Raw genomic sequence first — 19,252 nt, 5'->3', positions numbered from 1 at the left:
TATCACCCGGCAAATCTTGAAAGCGAGCCTCACCCCGCGCGTCGGGAAAAGGAGGCGGCGGCGAAGGACGGACGACCCGCCACGTCATGGCTGCGCCTCCGAAGTCGAGGGGACCGGGACGAGGTCCGTGGAAGGCGCCACCGCCAAGCCTGCCCCCATCACTGTCGCCGTGACGCCATAGTCGAGGGTGGAGAGGGCTTGAGTGAGCTCCGGCAGACGCTCCAGGTCGGAGCCATCCGCCTCGGCCAGCGCGGACGCACCCAGTGCCGCCCCCTCGGGCCCGCGCACGACCAGGGCATGCAAGGCGAAGTTCGCGGCGCTGGCGGGCAGGTCCCCCCAGAACGTGCGGTCCTCAAACTCCCCCGGCGGGCGAGGCAGCCGGACACCCTGCGCCGCGCGACGCGGATCCATCAGCACCGTCCACCGCTGGCCCGCGCGATTGGTGAAGATGGCCCGGAGCAAGGTGGCCCCCTCCACGGGGGTACCCAGCCGCAGCTCGCGTGCCTCCAAGCCGCCCGTCTTCCCGAGGGTGCCGTTGTAGAGCGCGCCCTCGGGAGGGGCGAGGAAGTCCATCCCCAGCGCCACCGGGCGAGTCCCCGAGGGGTCGAACCGAGGCGCCTCCAACGGGGCCAGCAAGGTGCTGGTGGCGGAGCCCGCCGTGCCCTGTCCCAGCACCTCATCGGATGAGGCCATGGCGACGAGCCGGTACGGCTGTCCCTCCAGACCATGGTGCGCGGGCGCCATGCGCAGGCGCACCAACCCCGGGCCAGACAGCCCCTCCTGGGCATCGGTGTTCGGATCGACCGGCGCGCGATTCAGCGCCGCGCCCATTCCCACCGGCACCATGCCCCGCCCCGGCGCCGTCACCGTGGCGAGCGCGAACGCGCGGTCCAAATAGGCGCCGCGCACGCGAGGCAGCGGCGGGAAGCGCACCACGAAGGGGAACGCCAGAGGCACCTGCTGGAAGGGGTACGACACCCGCGCGAAGTGCGACACGTCGCTCATGTCGGGCGAGTCCGTGCCGGCCCCCGGCGTGGGCACGACCCGGAACTGCACGTCGCGCACCACGGTGGAGTGGAACCGCGAGGCGGCAGGCAGCGCGCGGATGAGCAGCGCGAGCGGATCCGCCGCCGGACTCAGCAGGTTCCCCAGCACCTCGGCGCGGGGCACCTGCCCCGTCAGCGCCCAGCCCGTGCGCGTGCCGCACGCCCCAGCCCGGACCGCCTCCTCGGGGAACAGGACGCCGGCGAGGGAGGCGTCGCACACGCCCGCGACACCTGGCGCGCGCACCTCGGGAGGCTCGCCGGGCGAGCCCATGACGAAGCCGCCCTGCGGCAATGAGTCGAGCACGCTGCTCGCGCTGGCGGCCCGCGCCGGCCCCAGGAGCTGCACCGGATCCACCTCCGCGGGCAGCCCCGGCGCGGACAGCCCCGTCAGCCCCATCGCCAACAGCGGCGTCGCCTCAGCGAACGGAAACACCACGTCGGGGACAACGCCCCGCGCCCCGCCATAGGTGTCTCGGGGGTTGCGGCGCAGCGGGAGCACCAGGTCGCGCAGCCCCTGCGTGTCGTAGCCCGCGACGGTCAGGTAGCCGAAGTCCGGGTGGAACACGGACACCGTCACCTCGCCCGTGGCGGCCACCCACGTCAGGCCCGCCCCATCCGTCATCGCCCGAGCCAGCTCACCGCCCTGTCCGTTCGACACGGACACCACGGCGCCGGGGATGGCGCGCCCCGTCAGCTCGTCCGCCACGCGCACGCGAACCCCGCCCGTTGGAATCTTCGGCGTCAGCACCGTGACGCGCGCGGCGCAGGAGGCCGAGCCGAGCGTGACGCCCACCGCATCGGACTCAACCCCGGGCGTGCCCAGCACGAAGGTCGCGGAGAGCCCCTGCCCGCTGCCCTGCACCCGCTCGGAGCGCGCCACCCAGGACGGCAGCTCGCGCGGCACCACGGGTTGTCCGGCCGCGTCCATCACCCAGACCGAGAAGCGCACCGGCGTACCCGGTCGCCCCACCACCACATCGGGGACGATGTGACACGCGGTGGCCAGCGAGAGCGCCGGCGCCGCGCCACACTGCCCATCGCGACAAACCTGCCCGGCGCCCTTGCAGTCCGCATCCGCCGTGCACAGCGCTGCGACACAGCGGTTCGCGTCGCAGCGACACCCCAGGGGGTTCGCCTCGCACTGAGGCAAGGCGGCCTGACCACGGCGCGACGCGCCACAGTCCACGTCCACACGGCACGAAGCCTCGCACCGAGACACCGCCGTGTTGCACATGAACAGCGCGGGGTCGCCGCAGTCCTGATCCACCGAGCACGGGCCCCCGACCGGAGAGCCCCCTGGAACCTTGGGCGTCCCCTCGTCCCCCATCGCACAGCCGAGCGAGAGGCACAGGACGACGAGCGCGACACCCGTGACGGGCGCCAGCAGGCGGAGCGGGGACAGGGACGAGGTGGAGGGGGACACCGGCTGCGACATTACCGCCGGAACGCCCGGCGCGCGACGACCCTGGGCGGCGGCCCGCACGTCCCCCGCGGTTGTCGGTTGGCTTTCGGGACTTCCCGTCCCATGATCGCGCCGGCATGGCCAGCAGCGAGCCGAAGTCCCTCGAGAGCCTACTTCCCCGTGTCCTGGCGCGCCTCGCCGGAGAATCCGGACGTGCCCGTCCGCTGACCCCCGTCTGGACCGCGGCGGCGGGGCCCCACATCGCCCGCCATTGCACCCCGCATGTGCTGGAAGGCACCACCCTGGTGCTGACGGTGGCGAGCGCGGAGTGGGCCCAGGCGCTCACTCGCGAGGAAGCGTCGCTGTGCGCGCGGCTGAATGAGCGGCTGGGCGAGGGCATGGTGACGGCGCTGGCGTTCCGGCTGGAGCCGAGATGATTGCACTGGCGCTCTTGAGCGCGGTGCTCGCCGCGGCGCCCGCGCCGGACACCCCGGAGGCGATGGAGGCACGCGCCTCGGAGCACGTGGTGACCGAGTTCGAGCGCATCGGCCGACGGGCGCCTGCCCCGGACCCCAGCCTGGGCGCGGCGGCCCGCAGGCTCGCGCGCGAGGCCCTCACGCTCTACCCCACGGGCGCGCCGGACCTGTTCACCCTCACGGACGCAGTCAGCGACTCGGGCGCGGCGGACCCCTCGCCGCGCACGCTCGTCATCCGAGCCTGGGCGCACGCGCACGCCATCGAGACCTTCGAGGCGCGAAGGGACTTCAACGAGGAGCACGCCTCCCACTACGGGCTGGGCGTGGCCTTCGACGACGCGCGCGCCGTCATCGTCCTGCTGCTCGTGGACCGCAAAGTGGAGCTGCAGCCCTTCCCGCGCATCATCACGGCGGAGAAGGCCGCGCGAACGCTGTGCGCGCGCTGGAGCGCGCCGATGCGCTCGCCCGAAATCTACGTCACCCGTCCGGACGGCGAGGTGGAGCGCGCGAGCCTGCTGGCCCGCGCCAACGGCGGCCCCACGTTCTGCTCGCGCCTCACGTTCAACGCCCCCGGAACCTACACCGTGGAGGTGGTGGGCATTGGCGACGCGGGCCCCGAGGTGGCGGCGCTGTTCCTCACCGACCTGGGGCCTCGCAAGCAACGCGACGACCGCGAGCCCACCCGCGAGCCCACCACTGTCGAGGACGCCCGCCCCGTCCTGTACGAGCGGGTGAATGCCCTGCGCCGTGCGTTCCGACTGCCGGAGCTGACCCCTGACCCGACGCTGGAGCAGGTGGCGCAGCGCTACAGCGCGCGCATGGGGCACGAGGGCTTCTTCGCCCATGTGGCGCCGGATGGCTCCTCGCTCACATCGCGCCTGCAGGGCTCTCGCTACATCCGCGCGGGCGAGAATCTGGGCCAGGCCTCGGGACCGCTCGCGGCGCACTTCGGCATCGAGCACAGCCCCGGTCACCGCAAGAATCTGTTGGATCCCGCGTTCCACTTCATGGGCGTGGGCGTGACGTTCCAAGAGCTTGGCGGGCGCAAACAGGCCATCGTCACGGAGGTCTTCACCACGGCCTCGCCCGGCGCGCCGGAGCCGGCGGATCCGCTCGCGGACGCATACGACACGCTCATGCGCCACCGCAGCGCGCTGAAGCTGCCCCCCATGGCGCGCAGTGAGGTGCTGGAGCGACTCGCGCGGCAGCATGCCCAGCGCGCGCTGGAGCTGGACCAGCCCTCGGCCCAGCCGGGCGAGGCGCCCCTGCACGAGCGCGTCTTCGCGGTGCTCCCAGACGCGGGAACCGCGGCGGTGGACTTCTACGTGGTAGGAGATCCGAGCGCGATTCCGGACTCGCGAAGCCTCGCGGACGCGACCAACAACCGGGTCGGCGTGGGCGTGGTGCGAGGAGACTCGAAGCGCTTCGGGCGAGGACAGTATTGGGTGGCCGTCATCTACGCCGCGGTGCCATGAGGCGACACGCGGCGCGGCACATCCCGCACGGCGACGGCGGGGGCACCCCTTCGTCAGGAAGGGCGTGCCCCGACACCGTCAGGAAGACCTGGCTAGATGCCGCGGCGCTGCGTCGCGTAGGCCTCGATGCCCATCTGCGGCGGCGCCACCTGCTGGTTGAGCGGGCACTTCACACACGTGAAGGACTGCCAACCCCGCCGGACGGCTTCGTCCAGACAGTTGTCATACTGATTGCAATTGAGATTGCGATGCGTCTCGACGCCGGCACGCTTCGGCCCGGCTTCGGGATTGATGGTCTGCGGCAGATCGGATGGACACGGCTTCATGGAGCCCTCCCTATGAGCAGTTTCCCCCCCCGAGCGCTGTGAACGAGCAGTGCTACCGACGACTTACCCGCCGGGGACACCGACGGTCCGGAGTGGCGCGCAACAGCCACGCAACGTATTGATTCACCCCAGGTGACGCAACGGGTCGAGCTGTCCATCCCAAGTGCAGGTAATCGTCCGAACGTCTTCAGCGAATGGGACGCGTTTCCGACAGCAAGCTCGACCTGTCGGCGCGGGGATCTAGGTCTTGTCGAGCCGACTGTCAAACCACCCCGCCCATGGGCGGCGGGGAATGTCCATCGAAAACCTCTCGTTGGTGGCCGCAAGGCCGCGTTGTGAAAGGAAGACTTACATGCGTTGGAGCGGGTTGGTGGCGGGGCTGGCAGCGACTGCGGCCCTGGGGCAATCCCCCGCCACCTTGGAAGCAGTTCGCCTGCACCGACCTGACGCGGCGGCTGTGGCCCGGGCTGAATTGGATGCCTGCGTGGCCGCCCGCTGCCCGGACGCCGGCCGGATGGCCTTGCTGGCCGGCACGCTCGCCCTCTCGGACGGCCGCGCCGCCGAGGCGAGAGACCTCCTCGCGGCCCGCGCCCCGCCCGCCCTCCTGGCCCCCTTCCATGCCTTCTACCTGGGTCAGGCGCGCTTCTACTCGGGTGACCCGGCCGGCGCCGCGAAGGACTTCGAGCGCGCGCTGAAGGTCGCCCCACCCGCGCTGGCGGCCCGCGCCCGCGCCCGCCTGGGCGAGGCCCTGCTGGATGCCGGACAGGCCGCCCGCGCCGCGCCGGTGCTGGAGTCCGCCGCCGCCGCGGAGCCCGGCCCGGAGCTGCTCTACGAGCGGGCCCAGACGCGCCGCGCCACCGGCAACGCCGCGGGCGAGCGCGCGGACCTGAAGTCCGTGGCGCTGCGTTACCCCAATCACCCCTACGCGGACGAGGCCCTGGTCCGCCTGGCGGAGTTCAAGCCCGCCACGCCCCTCAACCTCGCCGAGCGGATGCAGCGCGCGAAGGGGTTCCTGGACGCCGGGGCGCCCGCACGCGCCCTGGATGAGCTGACCGCCGCCGACACCGCGCACCTGCTGACCGCCGCTCCAGCACGAGCCCAGGCCGCGCTGCTGCGCGCCCAGGCGAGCTTCGCGCTGGGCAAGCCCGCGGACGCGGAGCAGGCGCTCGCGGTGGCGCGCAAGGGCCCGCCCGCGGTGGCCGCCGAGGCCGCGCTGGTGGTCGCCCGCCGCATGCTGCGCACGGATGACAACGTCCAGGCGCGCGCGCTGATGGCCGCGTTGGACAAGGCCTGGCCCACGCTCCCCGCCGGCGAAGAAGGCGGGTTCTTCACGGGCTGGTTGGACCTGCAAGGCGGGCGCTTCGCGGACGCGGCGAAGTCGTTCGCGGCCTACGAGAAGCGCTATCCCCATTCGCGCCGACGCGACGAGGGCATGTGGTTCCGTGCCTTCGCGCACATCCGACAGGAGCAGCACGCGGAGGCGCGCAGGGCCTTGGAGGCGCTCGTCGCGGCCTACCCCAAGTCAGCCCTGATGCCGCAGGCGCGCTACTGGCTGGCGCGCACGCAAGAGCTCTCCGGCGCGAACGCGGCGGTGCTCGGCCCGGCCTACGAGTCCGTCATCGCGGCGGCGCCCGCGTCGTTCTACGCGCTGCTCTCCACCGAGCGACTTCGCGCGCTCGGCCGCACCCCTCCGGCCGCCTTCCCCGAGCCGCCCCGCCAGCTCACCGTGCCGCGCCCTCCCGAGTTGGAGCTGGCCGTGGCGCTGACGGAGGCCGGCCTCTTCCGCGACGCGGCGGACGAGGTGCGCGTGCGCGCGGCGGGACTGCGCACGGCGGACCAGGCCCTGCCCTTCGTCCACGCGCTGCTCCAACTGGGGGAGTTCGGTCACGCGCACACGGTGGCGGCGCGCTACCTGTGGGGCCGCGCCTTCGGAGCGCGTGAGCCCGATGCGCTCGCGGCCTTCTATCCCCGCGCGTTCGCGTCAGCCGTCGAGGCGGAGGCGACGCGGCAATCGCTGGATCCCTTCCTCGTGTGGGCCATCATGCGGCGCGAGAGCACATTCCGCCCTGAGGTCATGAGCGCGGCGGACGCGCGCGGGCTGATGCAGATCATCCCGCCCACCGCCACCGCCATTGCCCTGAAGATGGCGGAGCCCGCGCCCGCGCCCGCGGACCTCTTCGCGCCCGAGCGCAACATCCGCTACGGCGCGTGGTACCTGGCGCAGCTCATGAAGCGCTTCGCGCACCCGGCCCTGGCCGCCGCCGCCTACAACGCGGGCCCCAAGGCCGCCGCGAAGTGGGTGCAGGAGAAGGGCTCGCTGCCGTTGGATCTCTTCGTCGAGTCCATCCCGTTCCGGGAGACGCGCGGCTACGTGAAGCAGGTGATGGCGGACCTGTTCCTCTACCACGCGTTCTACGGCTCGGATGCGGCGGGCACCACGCGACTGTCGCTCGCGGTGCCCGCGGCGTCCGCGGAAGGCGTGAGCTTCTGAGCGCTCAACGCGCCGGAGCGCGCGAGCCCATGCGCCGGCGGATCTCCTCCTCCAGCGTCTGCACCACCTCGGAGAGGGGCAGCGCGCTGGAGTCCACCCGCACCGCGTCGTCCGCGGCCTTCAGCGGCGCCACCGTGCGCGCGGTATCCGCGGCATCGCGCCGCGTCTGATCCGACAGCACGTCCTCCAGGCTGCTCTCCACGCCCTTCTCGAAGAGCTCCTCGAAGCGGCGACGCGCGCGCACGTCTGGATTGGCCTCCAGGAAGAACTTGGCGTCGGCGTCGGGGAACACCACCGTCCCGATGTCGCGCCCCTCGAGGATGGCGCCCGACTGGGCCTCCAGCGCCAGGCGCCGCTGGAGCTGCAGGAGCCCCGCGCGCACCACGGGCCGGCTGGACACCTGCGACGCCCCCATGGAGACATCCGGCGTGCGAATCTCCCCGGAGACATCCTGGCCGCCCAGGAATACGTGGTTGTCTTCGCCCTGCACCTGGAAGTGGATGCGCACGCGCGCGAGCAGCGCCTCCAGGCCCGCGTCGTCGTTGAACGCCAGCCCCTCGCGCCGAGCCATCAGCGCCACGCAGCGGTAGATGGCGCCCGTGTCCACCAGCGCGAAGCCCAGCCGACGCGCCAGGATCTTCGACACCGTGGACTTGCCCGCGCCCGCGGGACCATCGATGGCGACGATGAACGGCCGCCCGCTCAAGACAGGCTCTCCCGCAGCGCCTTCACGCACCGCTCGTTCTCCGCCGGCGTGCCCACGCTGATGCGCAGGCACGTGGGGAAGCCATTGCCCGCCATGGGGCGCACGATGACGCCCCGGCGCAGCAGCCACTCGTACAGCTCGAGCGCGGGCCGGTGGAAGTCCGCGAACACGAAGTTGGCGTGGCTGCGCGTCAGCGTGATGCCCAGCGGCGGCAGCTCCTGCTCGAAGTACCGCAGCCCCGCGAGGTTGTTCTCGCGCGTGCGCCGCACGTGCTCGGTGTCGCCCAGCGCGGCGATGCCGCCCGCCTGCGCCACCACCGTGAGGTTGAACGGCATGCGCGTGCGCTGGACATACGTGGCCAGCCCCGCGTCCATCACCCCGAACCCCAGTCGCACGCCCGCCAGGCCGTAGATCTTGCTGAAGGTCCGCAGCGCCACGAGGTTGCGATGCCGCGGGAACAGCTCCACCGCGCTCACGTAGTCGGGCCAGTCCACGAACTCGGCGTAGGCCTCGTCATGGATGACGAGCACCTCCGGCGGCACCGCGGCCAGGAAGTCCTCCAGGGCCTTGCGCCCGAAGGCGGTGCCCGTGGGGTTGTCCGGGTTGGCCAGGAACACCATGCGCGTGCGCGGGGTGATGGCGCGCGCCATCGCCTCCAAGTCGTAGGAGTAGCCCGCGCGCATGGGCACCTCGACGAACGGGCGGCCGTGCGCCTGCGCGGAGATGCGGTACGCGGGGAACGAGCACTGGCACAGGAGGACCTCGTCCTCCGGCGTGGTGAAGGTGCGCAGCAGCAGCTCGATGAGCTCGTTGGAGCCACACCCCAGGACGACCTCCTCGGGCTTCACGCCCACGTGCGCGGCCAACTGGCGCACGAGGTGGAAGCTGGTGGCATCCGGGTACAGGTGCACGGCCTGCGAGGCCGCCCGCATGGCCTCCACGGCGCGAGGCGAGGGCCCCAGCGGATTCTCGTTGGAGGCCAGCTTGATGACGCCCTGCAGGCCGTACTCGCGCTCCGTCTCCTCGATGGGCTTGCCAGGCACATAGGGCTTGAGCGTCTCGACGTACGGAGGAACCAGCGGTCGCATGCGGCTCCCTTCAACGTCCCGAGAACACGCCGAACGCGCGGAACTTGTTGTAGCGGTCGCGCACGAGCTCATCGGGCGACATGCCGGACAGTTGGCCCAGGTGCTTGCGCAGCGCCTTGCCCAGCGCCTCAGCGGCCTTGGGGGGATCGCGGTGCGCGCCGCCCGCCGGCTCCTGGATGACCTCGTCGATGACCTTCATCTCCAGCAGGTCCTTGGCCGTCAGCTTCAGCGCGTCCGCGGCCTTGGAGGCCTTGCTGGCGTCGCGGAAGAGGATGGAGGCGCAGCCCTCGGGGCTGATGACGGAGTAGATGCTGTTCTGCATCATCAGCACGCGGTTGCCCACGCCAATGGCCAGCGCGCCACCCGAGCCGCCCTCGCCCAGCACCGTCGAGATGATGGGCACCTTCAGCCGGCTCATCACCTCCAGGTTCACCGCGATGGCCTCGGCCTGTCCGCGCTCCTCCGCGCCGATGCCGGGATAGGCGCCCATCGTGTCCACGAAGGTGAAGATGGGCTTCTCGAAGCGCTCCGCCAGCTCCATCAGCCGCAGCGCCTTGCGGTAGCCCTCGGGGCGGGGCATGCCGAAGTTGCGCGACATGTTCTCCTTCGTCGTGCGCCCCTTCTGGTGGCCAAGGACCATGACCGGCTTGCCATCGAAGCGCGCGAACCCGCCGATGAGCGACGTGTCCTCTCCGAAGCGGCGGTCACCACTCAACTCGAAGTAGTCGGTGAACAGGTGCTGGACGTAGTCCAGGAAGAACGGCCGCGCGCTGTGGCGGGCCAGCTGCACCACCTGCCAGCGAGACAAGTCACTGAAGATTTCCGTCTGCAGCTTCTTCGCCTTCTTCTCCAGCTTCGAGATCTCCGACGAGAAGTCCACGGAGCCGCTGGTCGAGAGGGCCTTCAGCTCATCGATCTTCTTCTCGAGCTCGATGAGAGGGCGTTCGAAGTCGAGCGCGTAGCCAGTACCGGTTGCCATGCGGGCGGAACTAGCACCCCCGTCAGGGGCATGACAACGCGCAAGCCGTTACGCACCGCGTAGTTCCCCCCTGGGCCGGCCAGGGGGAAGGTCCAGCCGCCAACGGCGCGCGGGCCCCGGACGCCCGCTGGGTGACGGACCGCGCACGCTTCCAGCAGCCCTCGCGCGCGCGCCCCTTGGCGTTCGAAAGCGCGGTGCCCACCCTCCGCGCCGGGAGGCATCGCGGTGGAAAGACTCTCGAGACACCACTGGGGACTCGTGGGAATCATCGCGGCGAGCCCGCTCGTCCTCGCCTTCCTGCTGGGCGCCAACGAGCCCGCCCTCCTGGAGCCCGTCCTGCGCACGACGGTGGGGGGGCTGAGCTGGGTGTTCGCCGAGCTGCTCGGGCTCGTGGGGGGCGCCCTCTTCGCCGCCATCCTCGGGGCGATGCAGCCCGCCGCCGCGCTCCTCCCGCCCACACGGCGCGCGGTGGGCACCATCGTCGGCGCGCTCGCGCCCGTCGCGCTGTGCATCGTCCCGGCGGTGGCGCTCCTCTTGGCCGGGCCCACCTGCGCCACGGTCCTGGGGCAGCGGCACCCGAACTCGGAGTGGGGCTCGTTCTCGGCCGCGGCCTCGGAGCTGCTCATCCGAGCGCGGGAGCAGATGCCCTCGCGCCTGCCTCGCCTCCCCGAGTGCCCTCGCCCCGTCTGGTGAGCAAGGGCCCCGAGAAATGGATCAGGCCGCCTTGATCTTCGCCGCGGGCGCGGACAGCGCGTACCACGCGGTGCGGAAGGCCTTCAGCTCGCGCAGACCGGCCGGATGACGGCCGAGCGCCGGAGCCATGGTCACCGGCAGGCCAATCTTCTTCTCCATGGCCTTGGCCGCGTTCAGCTCCAGCTTGCGGCGGTTCTCGCACTTGTCGCAGGTGGACTTGGGGCCCACGCGGTTGACGAGCACCCGCTCCACCTGGAGCTTGCGCTCCTTGAGGTACTCCACCAGCCGCTCGGTGCGCGACGCGGCCAGGTCCTCACCGCGCGTGACGACCACGAAGCGAGACTCGCTGGGCGACGCCAGCGCGTCCTCGAAACGCTTGACGTGCTTGAGCATGGCCGCCACGTCCTCGGCCAGCTCCCCGAGCCCCTTGGCCCGGTGCTTGTGCAGGATGCCGTGCAGCGCCCCCAGCCACGACTTGAGGGTGTCCGCCAGCTCCACCACCCGCACCACGCTCACCACCGGCGCCGAGTCCACGACGATGCGCTTGAAGCGCTCCTGCACCAGCGCGTCCGTCAGGCACGAGAGCGCCGCCAGCTCGTCGATGTTCGGCGGCGCGCACTCCAGCAGGTTGCGCAGGTAGAGCAGATCCGCCGGCACGTCATTGCCCGCCTTGGGCGCGCCCTCGAAGGCCTTCTCCGCCTTCTCCTTCACGCGCTTGCGCAAGGCATTGAACCAGCCCGCCATGTCCAGCTCGCGCGCATACAGGCCCTTGGTGCCCTTCACCTGCGTCTCGGTGTCGGTCAGCCGGCTCTGCAGCACGTCCGACAACGAGTGCGCGGGGTCCGTGGAGATGAGGAGCACCGGCCCCTCCTTCTCCGTCAGCGTCACGGCGGCGGCGGCGGCGCACGAACTCTTGCCCACGCCGCCCTGCCCCACGAAGAAGATGAGCCGCGTGGGCGGCAGCGGCGGCGCCGCGATGGGCGGCATGGAGGGCGCGCGCACGAGCGCGGGCGGCCCCTCGGCGGCCGAGAACTCCAGCGCCTTGGTCTCCTTGCCCGTCGCCCAGACGCCAGCGAACTCCTTCAGCCCATCCAGCCCGCGCGGGGCCACTTCACGCCGGCCCAGCAGGTGCACCGGCACCAGCTTGTCCAGCGCCTGATACTTGCGCACGTGCGGCGCCTGGAGCCCACGACGGCCCTGACAGGCGGGGCAGCCCACGTGGTCCTCCACCTGGTTGACCAGAATCTCCGCCAACGGCAGGCCGCGCTCGCGCAGCTGCGTGAAGTACATCCGCGTCTGCGCCTCGGGAACCGGCTCCGCCAGCGCGACGAGGTGGAAGGCCGTGCGGGCTGGATCCTTCACCAGCGCCAGCAGCTTCTCCACGCGCGCGCCCACCTGCTCCAGGAAGTCACCCGCGGCGGCCTCCTTGACCTTCTTGCCCTTGCCTCCGGAGGACGTCTGCGCGCGATCAGCGCCCACCTTCACGAGGCCCAGGAACTTGCGAACGTGACCCGGCAGGTCGAGCAGCCGCAGCGTGTGGCTGGTGGGCGCCGTGTCCACGATGATCCGGTCGAACTCCTCGGCCTCCACCAACTCCAGCACCTGGAAGAAGGCGACCAGCTCCTCCAGCCCCGGAACCGCCTGCTGGTACAGCTTGGCCATCTCCTCGTCGCTCAGGTGCGTGCCCTTGACCGCCGCCTTCTGAAGCGCGGGCAGGTAATCCGCCAGGAAGGGCTTGAGGAGCGCGGGCGGGTTGATCTCCATGCCCCACAGCCCGCCTTCGCCTTTGCCCGCCTGGAGCTTGGTGGGCTTGGCCGGCAACTTCTTCTTCACGAGATCCGAGAGCGACTGCACCGGATCCATCGAGACGACCAGCACCTTCTGCTTGGGCGCGCCTTCGGAGAGCCTCAACGCGTACGCTGCCGCGAGCGTGGTCTTGCCCACCCCGCCCTTGCCTCCGAAGAAGTGAAGAACTCGCGCGTCGCTCATTGCGTTGTGGCCTTCCTTGTGCCCCCCCGGCGGCACCCCAGATGCTCACTCCTGGACGGCCGCGAACACTGCGGCGGAGTCGCCCGGTGTGAACCTGTCCGGCCGGGCCCTCCCCAACGGGTGGGAGAGAGGCGGAGGATCCCCCGTCCAGAGGGCAAAAGTCAAGAATTGACGCGGGTTTCGGGCCCGCTCGGCGGGTTGCGACAGGCATTGCGCCCGCGCTTCAGGGGCCTCCTGGCAACCGCGCCAAGGGCTCGGAATCCGGGGCCCTTTTCCTACCTGTAAGGTCAGCGGGCGAGCAGGCTGCTGGCGCCGATCGGGCCGTCGCCGCCCTGCCCTCCCAAGCCCCCACCTCCGCCGCCCGGCGTGGACTGGGCGCGGGCCTCGGCCGCATAGCGATTGAGCTTGTTGTAGAGCGTCTTCTCACTGACGCCGAGCACCTCGGCCGTGCGGGCCTTGTTGTTTCCGTTCCGTTGCAGGCTGCCCAGGATGTACTCGCGCTCCACGGCGTCCAAAGACAGTCCGTAGGGCAAGCGGAAGGTGTGGCGCTCCGGGCTCTTGCCCGCCATGTCGGGCGGCAGGTGCTCGCGGGTGATCAGCTCCCCGTCGCAGAGGATGACCGCGCGCTCCACGGCGTTGCGCAACTCGCGGATGTTGCCCGGCCAGTCGTAGTTCTTCAGCACCTCCATGGCCTCTGGGTGCATGCCCGTGACGCGCTTGGCCGAGTCCCCCCGGAACTTGTCCACGAAGTGCTGGACGAGGATGGGCACGTCGTCGCGGCGATCCCTGAGCGGCGGCAGGTGGATCTGAAACACGTTGAGGCGGAAGTACAGATCCTCGCGGAAGCGCTGGTTCTTGATCTCCTGCTTGAGGTCGCGGTTGGTGGCGCACAGCACGCGCACGTCCACTTCGATTTCCACCTTGCCGCCCAGGCGCCGCAGCCGCCCCTCCTCGAGCACGCGCAGGAGCTTGGCCTGCAGGTCGATGGGGATCTCGCCCAGCTCGTCCAGGAAGAGCGTGCCGCCGTGGGCCAGCTCGAACACGCCTGGCCGGCGCTGATCCGCGCCCGTGAAGGCGCCGCGCTCGTGGCCGAAGATTTCCGATTCGATCAGCGTGGCCGGGATGGACGCGCAGTTGATGGCGATGAAGGGCTTGTCGCGGCGCAAGGACAGGTTGTGGACCGCGCGGGCCACCACCTCCTTGCCCGTGCCGGACTCGCCGCTGATGGACACGCTCGCCTTGGAGGGCGCCACCTTCTCCACCAGCTCGATGACCTTGCGCATCCCCGCCGACTGGGCGATGAGGTCCGAGGAGCCCAACTGCTTGAGGCGCCGCCGCAAGGTCTGCACCTCGCGCATGGTCTCCTTCTTCTCCAACGCGCGGTCGATGCAGACCTTCAGCCGCGCGGTGTCGAGCGGTTTGACGATGAAGTCATAGGCGCCTTCGCGGATGGCCTCGACGGCCGCGTCGATGGTGCCGCGTCCGGTGAGGAACACCACCGGACAGTCGGGCAGCTCTTCCTTGAGATTGCGCAACAGCCACAGGCCATCGGTCTCGGGCATGAACAAGTCCGACAGGACGACGTCCGGCCGGAACTCGCCCGCCTTGCGCAGGGCATCGTGGCCGTCGAAGGCCGTCTCGACCTTGTGGCCCCACGTGCCCAGCATCTCCGCCAGCGCCTCACAGGTGTCGCGTTCGTCATCCACCGCCAGGATTCGTGCGCTGCCCAAGATGAAGACCTCCACAGCGTGAGACGTGATGACGCCAACCCGCGGCCAGTGCCCGGAAGACTCAGGCGCGCGGAAAGAACAGCCGGCACAGGCCGGCCCGCAGCTCCAGCTCCAGGCCCAGCTGGGCCGCGCGCAGCCTCAGCGCGGCTTCCGTATCCGCCGCCACGGTCCCCGCCGCCGCGCCTCCGGTGTCCTCCACCTCCAGCACCGCCCGCGCATCCTCCGAGCGCACCCCCATGCGCAGCCCGCTGCCCGGCGCCGAGCGGTGAATGGCGCGGGTCAGCATTTGAATCAGGAAGAAGCCCAGCTCGCTCGTGTCCGCCAGACGCACGCGAACGTCCGCTTCGATCGACACCTGAACCTGCAAGCGGCGGCGGCGGCTCTCATGGCCCAGCACGTCGAGCGCCCGCTGCGCGGCCTCGGACAGGGGCGCCTCTCCGGACGGACCAGCGCCCCGGAACACGATGAAGTCCGAGAACATCTTCAACATCCCGTCCACGCGCTGGATCTGCTCGCGCATGGCCCGCAGGTTCTTGTCCTGCGATGGAGGCACCTGGCCCGAGTCCCCCTTGAGCTTCTCGGTGAGGACCTCCAGATGGATGGCCAGCGCGTTCAGCGGATTGCGAACGTCGTGCAGCAAGCTGTCCATCAGCGCGGGCACCGCCGCGTAGCGGGCCGCCCCCACCACCGGGTCCGCGGACTCCTGGACGGAGGACGCACTGCTGGTCGCGACCATCGGTGTAACCAACGGGAACTCCTCGGGTTTTTCCGTCTTCCCTGCACCCACACCCCTGCGGAGCGTGGATTTAGGGAGCGGGATCCGCAACGTCAACCCTGGGGCGGTAATTCTTGCCGGAAACGGCAAATTCCCGTGTTGGAACAGCCACTTGCGTGGGTTCCCGAGTGTCGCTCAGCCAACGTTACCGCTGTCCGCGCGGATCATCCCGCGCGGGGACTGTCACCCAGTGGACGCGGTACCCGTGGACGGGGGTCGGGCGGCGTCGCCCAAGCCCACCAGTTCCAGGCCGATGCGCGCGGCGTGCTCGAAGATGCGGGGGTCCCGGTAGAACTCCGCGTACACGATGCGCGAGCAGCCGCTGTTGGCGATGAGCTTGAAGCACGGCCAGCAGGGGCTGGCGGTCGTGTAGATGGTCGCGCCGTCGATGCCCACGCCGTTCTTCGCGGCCTGGATGATGGCGTTGGCCTCGGCGTGGACGGTGGCCACGCAGTGGCCGTTCTCCATCATGTGGCCCACGTCATCGCAGTGAGGCAGCCCGCGGATGGAGCCGTTGTAGCCCGTGGACAAGATGGTCTTGTCGCGCACGATGACCGCGCCCACGTGCTTGCGGTCGCACGTGGCGCGAGTGGCCACCTGCCGGGCGATGTCCATGAAGTACTGATCCCACGAGCCGCGTCCGGACATGCCCTGCCCTCCCGAAAAGGCCTCGGATGTACCCCGTCGTGCGGGAGTGTCCAGTTCTCCCCGCGCCTCACCGGCGCGCGGTGGGCGGCTGCGAGCCGGAGCGCTCCCCTTGGGCGAGCAGGCGACCAAAGCCCTTGGCCTCCAGGAAGCCGCGCACCTTGGCGGTGGGCGCCGCGAACGTCTCGCCCGGCATGGGCACATCGAAGCTGTAGGCCTGCGCGGCGACCTCGAAGCCCACCTGCGCGGTGCGGTAGCCCTCGACGATGGCCAACAGTCGCCCCGTCTCCAGGCTGAAGATGCCGCCACCCGAGGCGCCGTAGCCGATGGGCGCGTCCGTCTTCAGCATGCGCGGGCGCTTCGTCTCGGCGTCCCACTCCACCTGCGACACCATGCCGCCCGAGATGGACAACGCCCGACCATAGGGTGAGGCCGCCACCACCACGTCCTCACCGGGCTCCAGTTCGTCGTCGTCCGCCAGCGCGACCGCGGGCAGCGCGACACCGGGCACACGCAACAACGCCAGATCCAACGCGGGCACCTCGCCGGTGGCCACCACCTCGGCCGGATACTCGGCGGCGTCGCCGCGACCATCGATGACAATCTTCAGCGCGGGAGCCTTCAGGTCGCTCGTCACCACCGCATGCGCGTTGGTCAGGACGAAGCTGGCCACGCCCTGCGCCGTGCGTTCGGTGCCCACCACGACCCCCGAGGCAGTGCGTCGCGGCTCGCCCCCATCCGTCGCAACGAGCCGCACGTTGTGCGGGAGGATTCGCCGCACCATCTCCTTGCGCGAGGGGCGAGCGCTGACGAGCGTCGCGGGTGGCCCCGCCTCCTCCTCGGGCAAGCGCGCGACACGCGAGGCCGAGGCGCACGACACGGAGAACACCAGCACGCTGCCGCCCAGCACGAACCGCTTCATCGAGACTCCGGAAGGGGGAAAGCCGAAGGACACCCCACTCGACATCCGTGGGACCTCCCATCATCCCGACCGCGTCTGGAATGAACAGCAGGCGGGCATCAAGGCCCCAACCGCCCGCCCGGAGGGCTCGGCTCAGCCGTAGCGCTTGCGCATGAGGAACAGGATGGCGTCCTTGGCGCAGTGCTCGCAGTACCCGTAGCGCTCGGCCATCGTCTTGAGCGTCTCCTGCACCTGCGACTGCTCGCGCGAAGAAAGCTGCCCGCGATCCTCGGAGAGGTACTTGAGGACGTTCTCCTTGTTCTTGCGCAGCACCCGCTTGCGCTCCTCGAAGTAGTGGTCGCGCAGGCGCTTGAACATGTCCGGGAAGATGCGCGGGTAGTCCATGAGCGCGTCCGGGTTGTCGAGCCGGTGCGCGCCAATGGACGCGATGAGCCCGCGCCGGAACTCATGCGGGTCCTCGCCCCGGGGCATGACAATGGCCTCGAGCTCCGCCATGCGTTGCTCGTCCGGTTGCTCCATGGCACCTGTCACCCGGTTGCGCATCTTCTCGTTGCGCACCCAGTGACTCACGTTCTGGATGTAGCGCTCGACCAGCTCGCGGTACTGCCCCTCGGACACGAGCCCCATCGAGTCGCGGACCTCGGTGTCCACGCGGTCCAGGTACTCGGCCTCCACCACGCGCACGAACGTCTCATGGTCGTGGTAGCTGTCGACGACCTCCTGGAGGAGGTACTCGTAGACGCTCTTGTCCTTGCAGATGGCGTGCAGCTCCTCGAGCACCGCCAGCGCGTTGAGGCACTTGTAGTCAGGGCTCTGCGCGGCGTTGAAGAGCGCGGTCTTGATTTCTCTCGCGCTCGCGCCCGCGCGCCCCTCGTAGTTGGGATAGGCCTCGGATTCTTCGTAGAGGTCCGCGCGCAGCTTGCGCAGCTCCTTCGTGTTGGCGGAGCTGAGCCGGTCCGGCGCCGCGCCTTCCTGGTAGATGTGGAGCTTCTCCGGCGGCGTCAGGTGGTCGATGAGCTCCTTGACGTCCTGGGGGTAGCGGTCCGGGATGGGCTTCTTGAGGCGCGTGAGCGTGGCCCACATCGCGGCCACCTCGGTGGCGTGCGGCGCCACGTGCTTGCCCACGGTGGTGGAGGTGATCTGCGCGTCGTAGATCTCCTGCTCGACCTTGTAGCGGCGCAGGTAGGGCACGCGCACCAGCTCGATGCGGCCCTTGAACGAGGCGAAGTCCGGCAGTTCCTTGAAGGCGCCCAGGTGCTTCTCGTTGGACGAGGCGATGAGCACCTCGTCGAGTTGGAGGACGAACGGCTCCAGCGGCACCTCGCCCGTCTCGCTGAAGCCGAGCAGATACTTGAAGGCCTCCAAGGGTCGCTTGAGCAGGTCGGCGTACTCGATGAGCCCGCGGTTGGCGTGCACGAGCGGGCCGTGCGGCTCGAACAGCACGGTGCTGTGCAGGGCCGCGGGGACGTTGAGCTGGGTGCGGTCCGCGGTGATCTGCTGCGCCATCGCGTCCACGCTCATCTGCGGCTCCACCGTCACGGTGCCGAGCTGATAGCGCCGCGAGACATAGAAGCGCTCCACCTGGACGTGGCGCATCACCTTGAGCCAGTCGCCGTTGTAGGAGTTGAGCAGCGCGGTGTAGATGCGCCGGCACTTGGCGCACAGCTCTCCGTCGCGCACGTAGTCCGAGAGGATGAAGTCGCCGTTCTGCCCATCGCCCATGCCCTTCTTCTTGAGAGCGCCCTCCACCATGCGGCGCCGATCAGTGGGCGGCACGGCGAACAAGGGGTGGTCCTTGAGCTCGCAGGGCATGCGCAGCTCGATGGACTCGGCATCCAGGTGCGCAAAGGATGAGACATCGCTTTCGGACGCGGCGGCCGCGCGCTCGCCGAACCCGATGGAGCCCTTCACCAGCTTCTCCGAGGGGAACACCCACGCGATGCGATAGAGCGCGCCCTGCGGCAGCCGCGAGTACGCCTCCATCCCCTCCTTCAGCGCGTTGACGAGGGTGGACTTGGCGCTGCCGTTGGGGCCATGCAGGAGGATGAGCTTGTTGATGCGCCCGGCGCGCACGAAGTTGCCCAGCACGCGGTAGATGGCGTTCTGGACCTCCTCCTGGCCAGCAACCCGCCCGTCGCGCTCGCTGCCCGGTGCGTCAAAGACCTTGAAGCGGCGGATGGTGCCCGTGGGATGCGGCACCTGCTCGGTGCCGAAGTGGTCCATCACGTCCCGCAGGAACTGCGCGGCGTTGCGCGCCTGGCTGCGCGGGTCGCTGAAGAAGAGCGTGAGGTACTCCTCGAAGGACAGGATGGACCGGTTCTTGACGAAGTCGGCACTCACCTGCGCGCCCACTTCCTGCAGATAGCCCTTCGCTTCCACGGCGGCTCCCCTCTGTGCTCGGGTCAGTCCGTTCGAGTCGGGACACATAACGCTCGCGAGTCCCGCCCGTGGGTCGAACTTTCCTCTGGGTGCGCTGGATGTCCAGCGTCCCCGGCCCCTTGTGTTCGCA

At 70.2% G+C, this 19,252-nt stretch carries 15 protein-coding genes; 4 read left to right on the top strand and 11 right to left on the bottom strand.

Going from position 1 to position 19,252, the window contains the following annotated elements:
• Window positions 1–84: 84 nt before the first annotated feature.
• Window positions 85–2,481: a carboxypeptidase-like regulatory domain-containing protein gene (locus KRR26_RS02970; RefSeq protein ID WP_217079073.1), complete on the bottom strand. Its 2,397-nt coding sequence runs from the start codon at window positions 2,479–2,481 to the stop codon at window positions 85–87.
• A gap of 104 nt (window positions 2,482–2,585) precedes the next feature.
• Between KRR26_RS02970 and KRR26_RS02965 the strand changes: the two genes are divergently transcribed.
• Window positions 2,586–2,885, top strand: coding sequence for a DUF721 domain-containing protein (locus KRR26_RS02965; RefSeq protein WP_120203829.1), 300 nt, complete (start codon window positions 2,586–2,588; stop codon window positions 2,883–2,885).
• Window positions 2,882–4,399, top strand: a complete 1,518-nt coding sequence (locus tag KRR26_RS02960) for a CAP domain-containing protein (protein WP_120203827.1) — start codon at window positions 2,882–2,884, stop codon at window positions 4,397–4,399. Before KRR26_RS02965 ends, KRR26_RS02960 begins: the two co-directional genes overlap by 4 nt.
• Before the next feature lie 92 nt (window positions 4,400–4,491).
• Here the strand turns inward: KRR26_RS02960 and KRR26_RS02955 are convergent, their stop codons facing one another.
• Window positions 4,492–4,725 (bottom strand): hypothetical protein, encoded by a 234-nt coding sequence (locus KRR26_RS02955; RefSeq protein WP_120203826.1) that lies wholly within the window; start codon window positions 4,723–4,725, stop codon window positions 4,492–4,494.
• 352 nt (window positions 4,726–5,077) lie between these two features.
• On the opposite strand from KRR26_RS02955, the gene KRR26_RS02950 reads away from it, so the two are divergent.
• Window positions 5,078–7,216 carry a lytic transglycosylase domain-containing protein gene (locus KRR26_RS02950; protein WP_217079072.1) on the top strand — a complete coding sequence of 713 codons (2,139 nt, stop codon included), beginning with the start codon at window positions 5,078–5,080 and terminating at the stop codon, window positions 7,214–7,216.
• A gap of 4 nt (window positions 7,217–7,220) precedes the next feature.
• Here KRR26_RS02950 and cmk read toward each other — a convergent pair whose 3' ends face one another.
• Genes cmk through KRR26_RS02935 form a run of 3 tightly spaced genes read right to left on the bottom strand, consistent with a single transcriptional unit; the run spans window position 7,221 to window position 9,989 of the window.
• On the bottom strand, window positions 7,221–7,922 hold the full coding sequence (gene cmk / locus KRR26_RS02945) for a (d)CMP kinase (protein ID WP_217079071.1): 702 nt from the start codon (window positions 7,920–7,922) through the stop codon (window positions 7,221–7,223).
• A complete protein-coding gene (hisC, locus tag KRR26_RS02940) occupies window positions 7,919–9,010 on the bottom strand; it encodes a histidinol-phosphate transaminase (RefSeq protein WP_217079070.1) in 1,092 nt (363 codons plus the stop codon). Before hisC ends, cmk begins: the two co-directional genes overlap by 4 nt.
• A 10-nt stretch (window positions 9,011–9,020) precedes the next feature.
• Window positions 9,021–9,989: an acetyl-CoA carboxylase carboxyltransferase subunit alpha gene (locus KRR26_RS02935; protein WP_120203820.1), complete on the bottom strand. Its 969-nt coding sequence runs from the start codon at window positions 9,987–9,989 to the stop codon at window positions 9,021–9,023.
• Between the two features lie 225 nt (window positions 9,990–10,214).
• On the opposite strand from KRR26_RS02935, the gene KRR26_RS02930 reads away from it, so the two are divergent.
• Complete coding sequence (locus tag KRR26_RS02930; protein WP_217079069.1) at window positions 10,215–10,682, top strand: hypothetical protein; 468 nt, start codon at window positions 10,215–10,217, stop codon at window positions 10,680–10,682.
• Between the two features lie 21 nt (window positions 10,683–10,703).
• Here KRR26_RS02930 and KRR26_RS02925 read toward each other — a convergent pair whose 3' ends face one another.
• The 6 genes from KRR26_RS02925 to KRR26_RS02900 form a co-directional block, all read right to left on the bottom strand.
• Window positions 10,704–12,671, bottom strand: a complete 1,968-nt coding sequence (locus KRR26_RS02925) for an ArsA family ATPase (protein WP_217079068.1) — start codon at window positions 12,669–12,671, stop codon at window positions 10,704–10,706.
• 287 nt (window positions 12,672–12,958) lie between these two features.
• Complete coding sequence (gene nla6, locus KRR26_RS02920) at window positions 12,959–14,401, bottom strand: enhancer binding protein Nla6 (protein WP_120204167.1); 1,443 nt, start codon at window positions 14,399–14,401, stop codon at window positions 12,959–12,961.
• A 61-nt stretch (window positions 14,402–14,462) separates the two neighbouring features.
• Entirely contained in the window at window positions 14,463–15,149 is a 687-nt protein-coding gene (locus tag KRR26_RS02915; protein WP_147422899.1) for a sensor histidine kinase, read from the bottom strand.
• 210 nt (window positions 15,150–15,359) lie between these two features.
• Entirely contained in the window at window positions 15,360–15,824 is a 465-nt protein-coding gene (locus tag KRR26_RS02910) for a deoxycytidylate deaminase (RefSeq protein ID WP_120203813.1), read from the bottom strand.
• A gap of 67 nt (window positions 15,825–15,891) precedes the next feature.
• A complete protein-coding gene (locus KRR26_RS02905; protein WP_120203811.1) occupies window positions 15,892–16,743 on the bottom strand; it encodes a S1C family serine protease in 852 nt (283 codons plus the stop codon).
• Between the two features lie 132 nt (window positions 16,744–16,875).
• Window positions 16,876–19,122, bottom strand: coding sequence for a PrkA family serine protein kinase (locus tag KRR26_RS02900; protein ID WP_120203810.1), 2,247 nt, complete (start codon window positions 19,120–19,122; stop codon window positions 16,876–16,878).
• Between the last annotated feature and the right edge of the window lie 130 nt (window positions 19,123–19,252).

It is taken from the genome of Citreicoccus inhibens, from assembly GCF_019039035.1.
In the GTDB taxonomy this organism is placed as follows: Bacteria; Myxococcota; Myxococcia; order Myxococcales; family Myxococcaceae; genus Citreicoccus; species Citreicoccus inhibens.
This window is presented reverse-complemented; position numbering and strand designations above follow the sequence as displayed.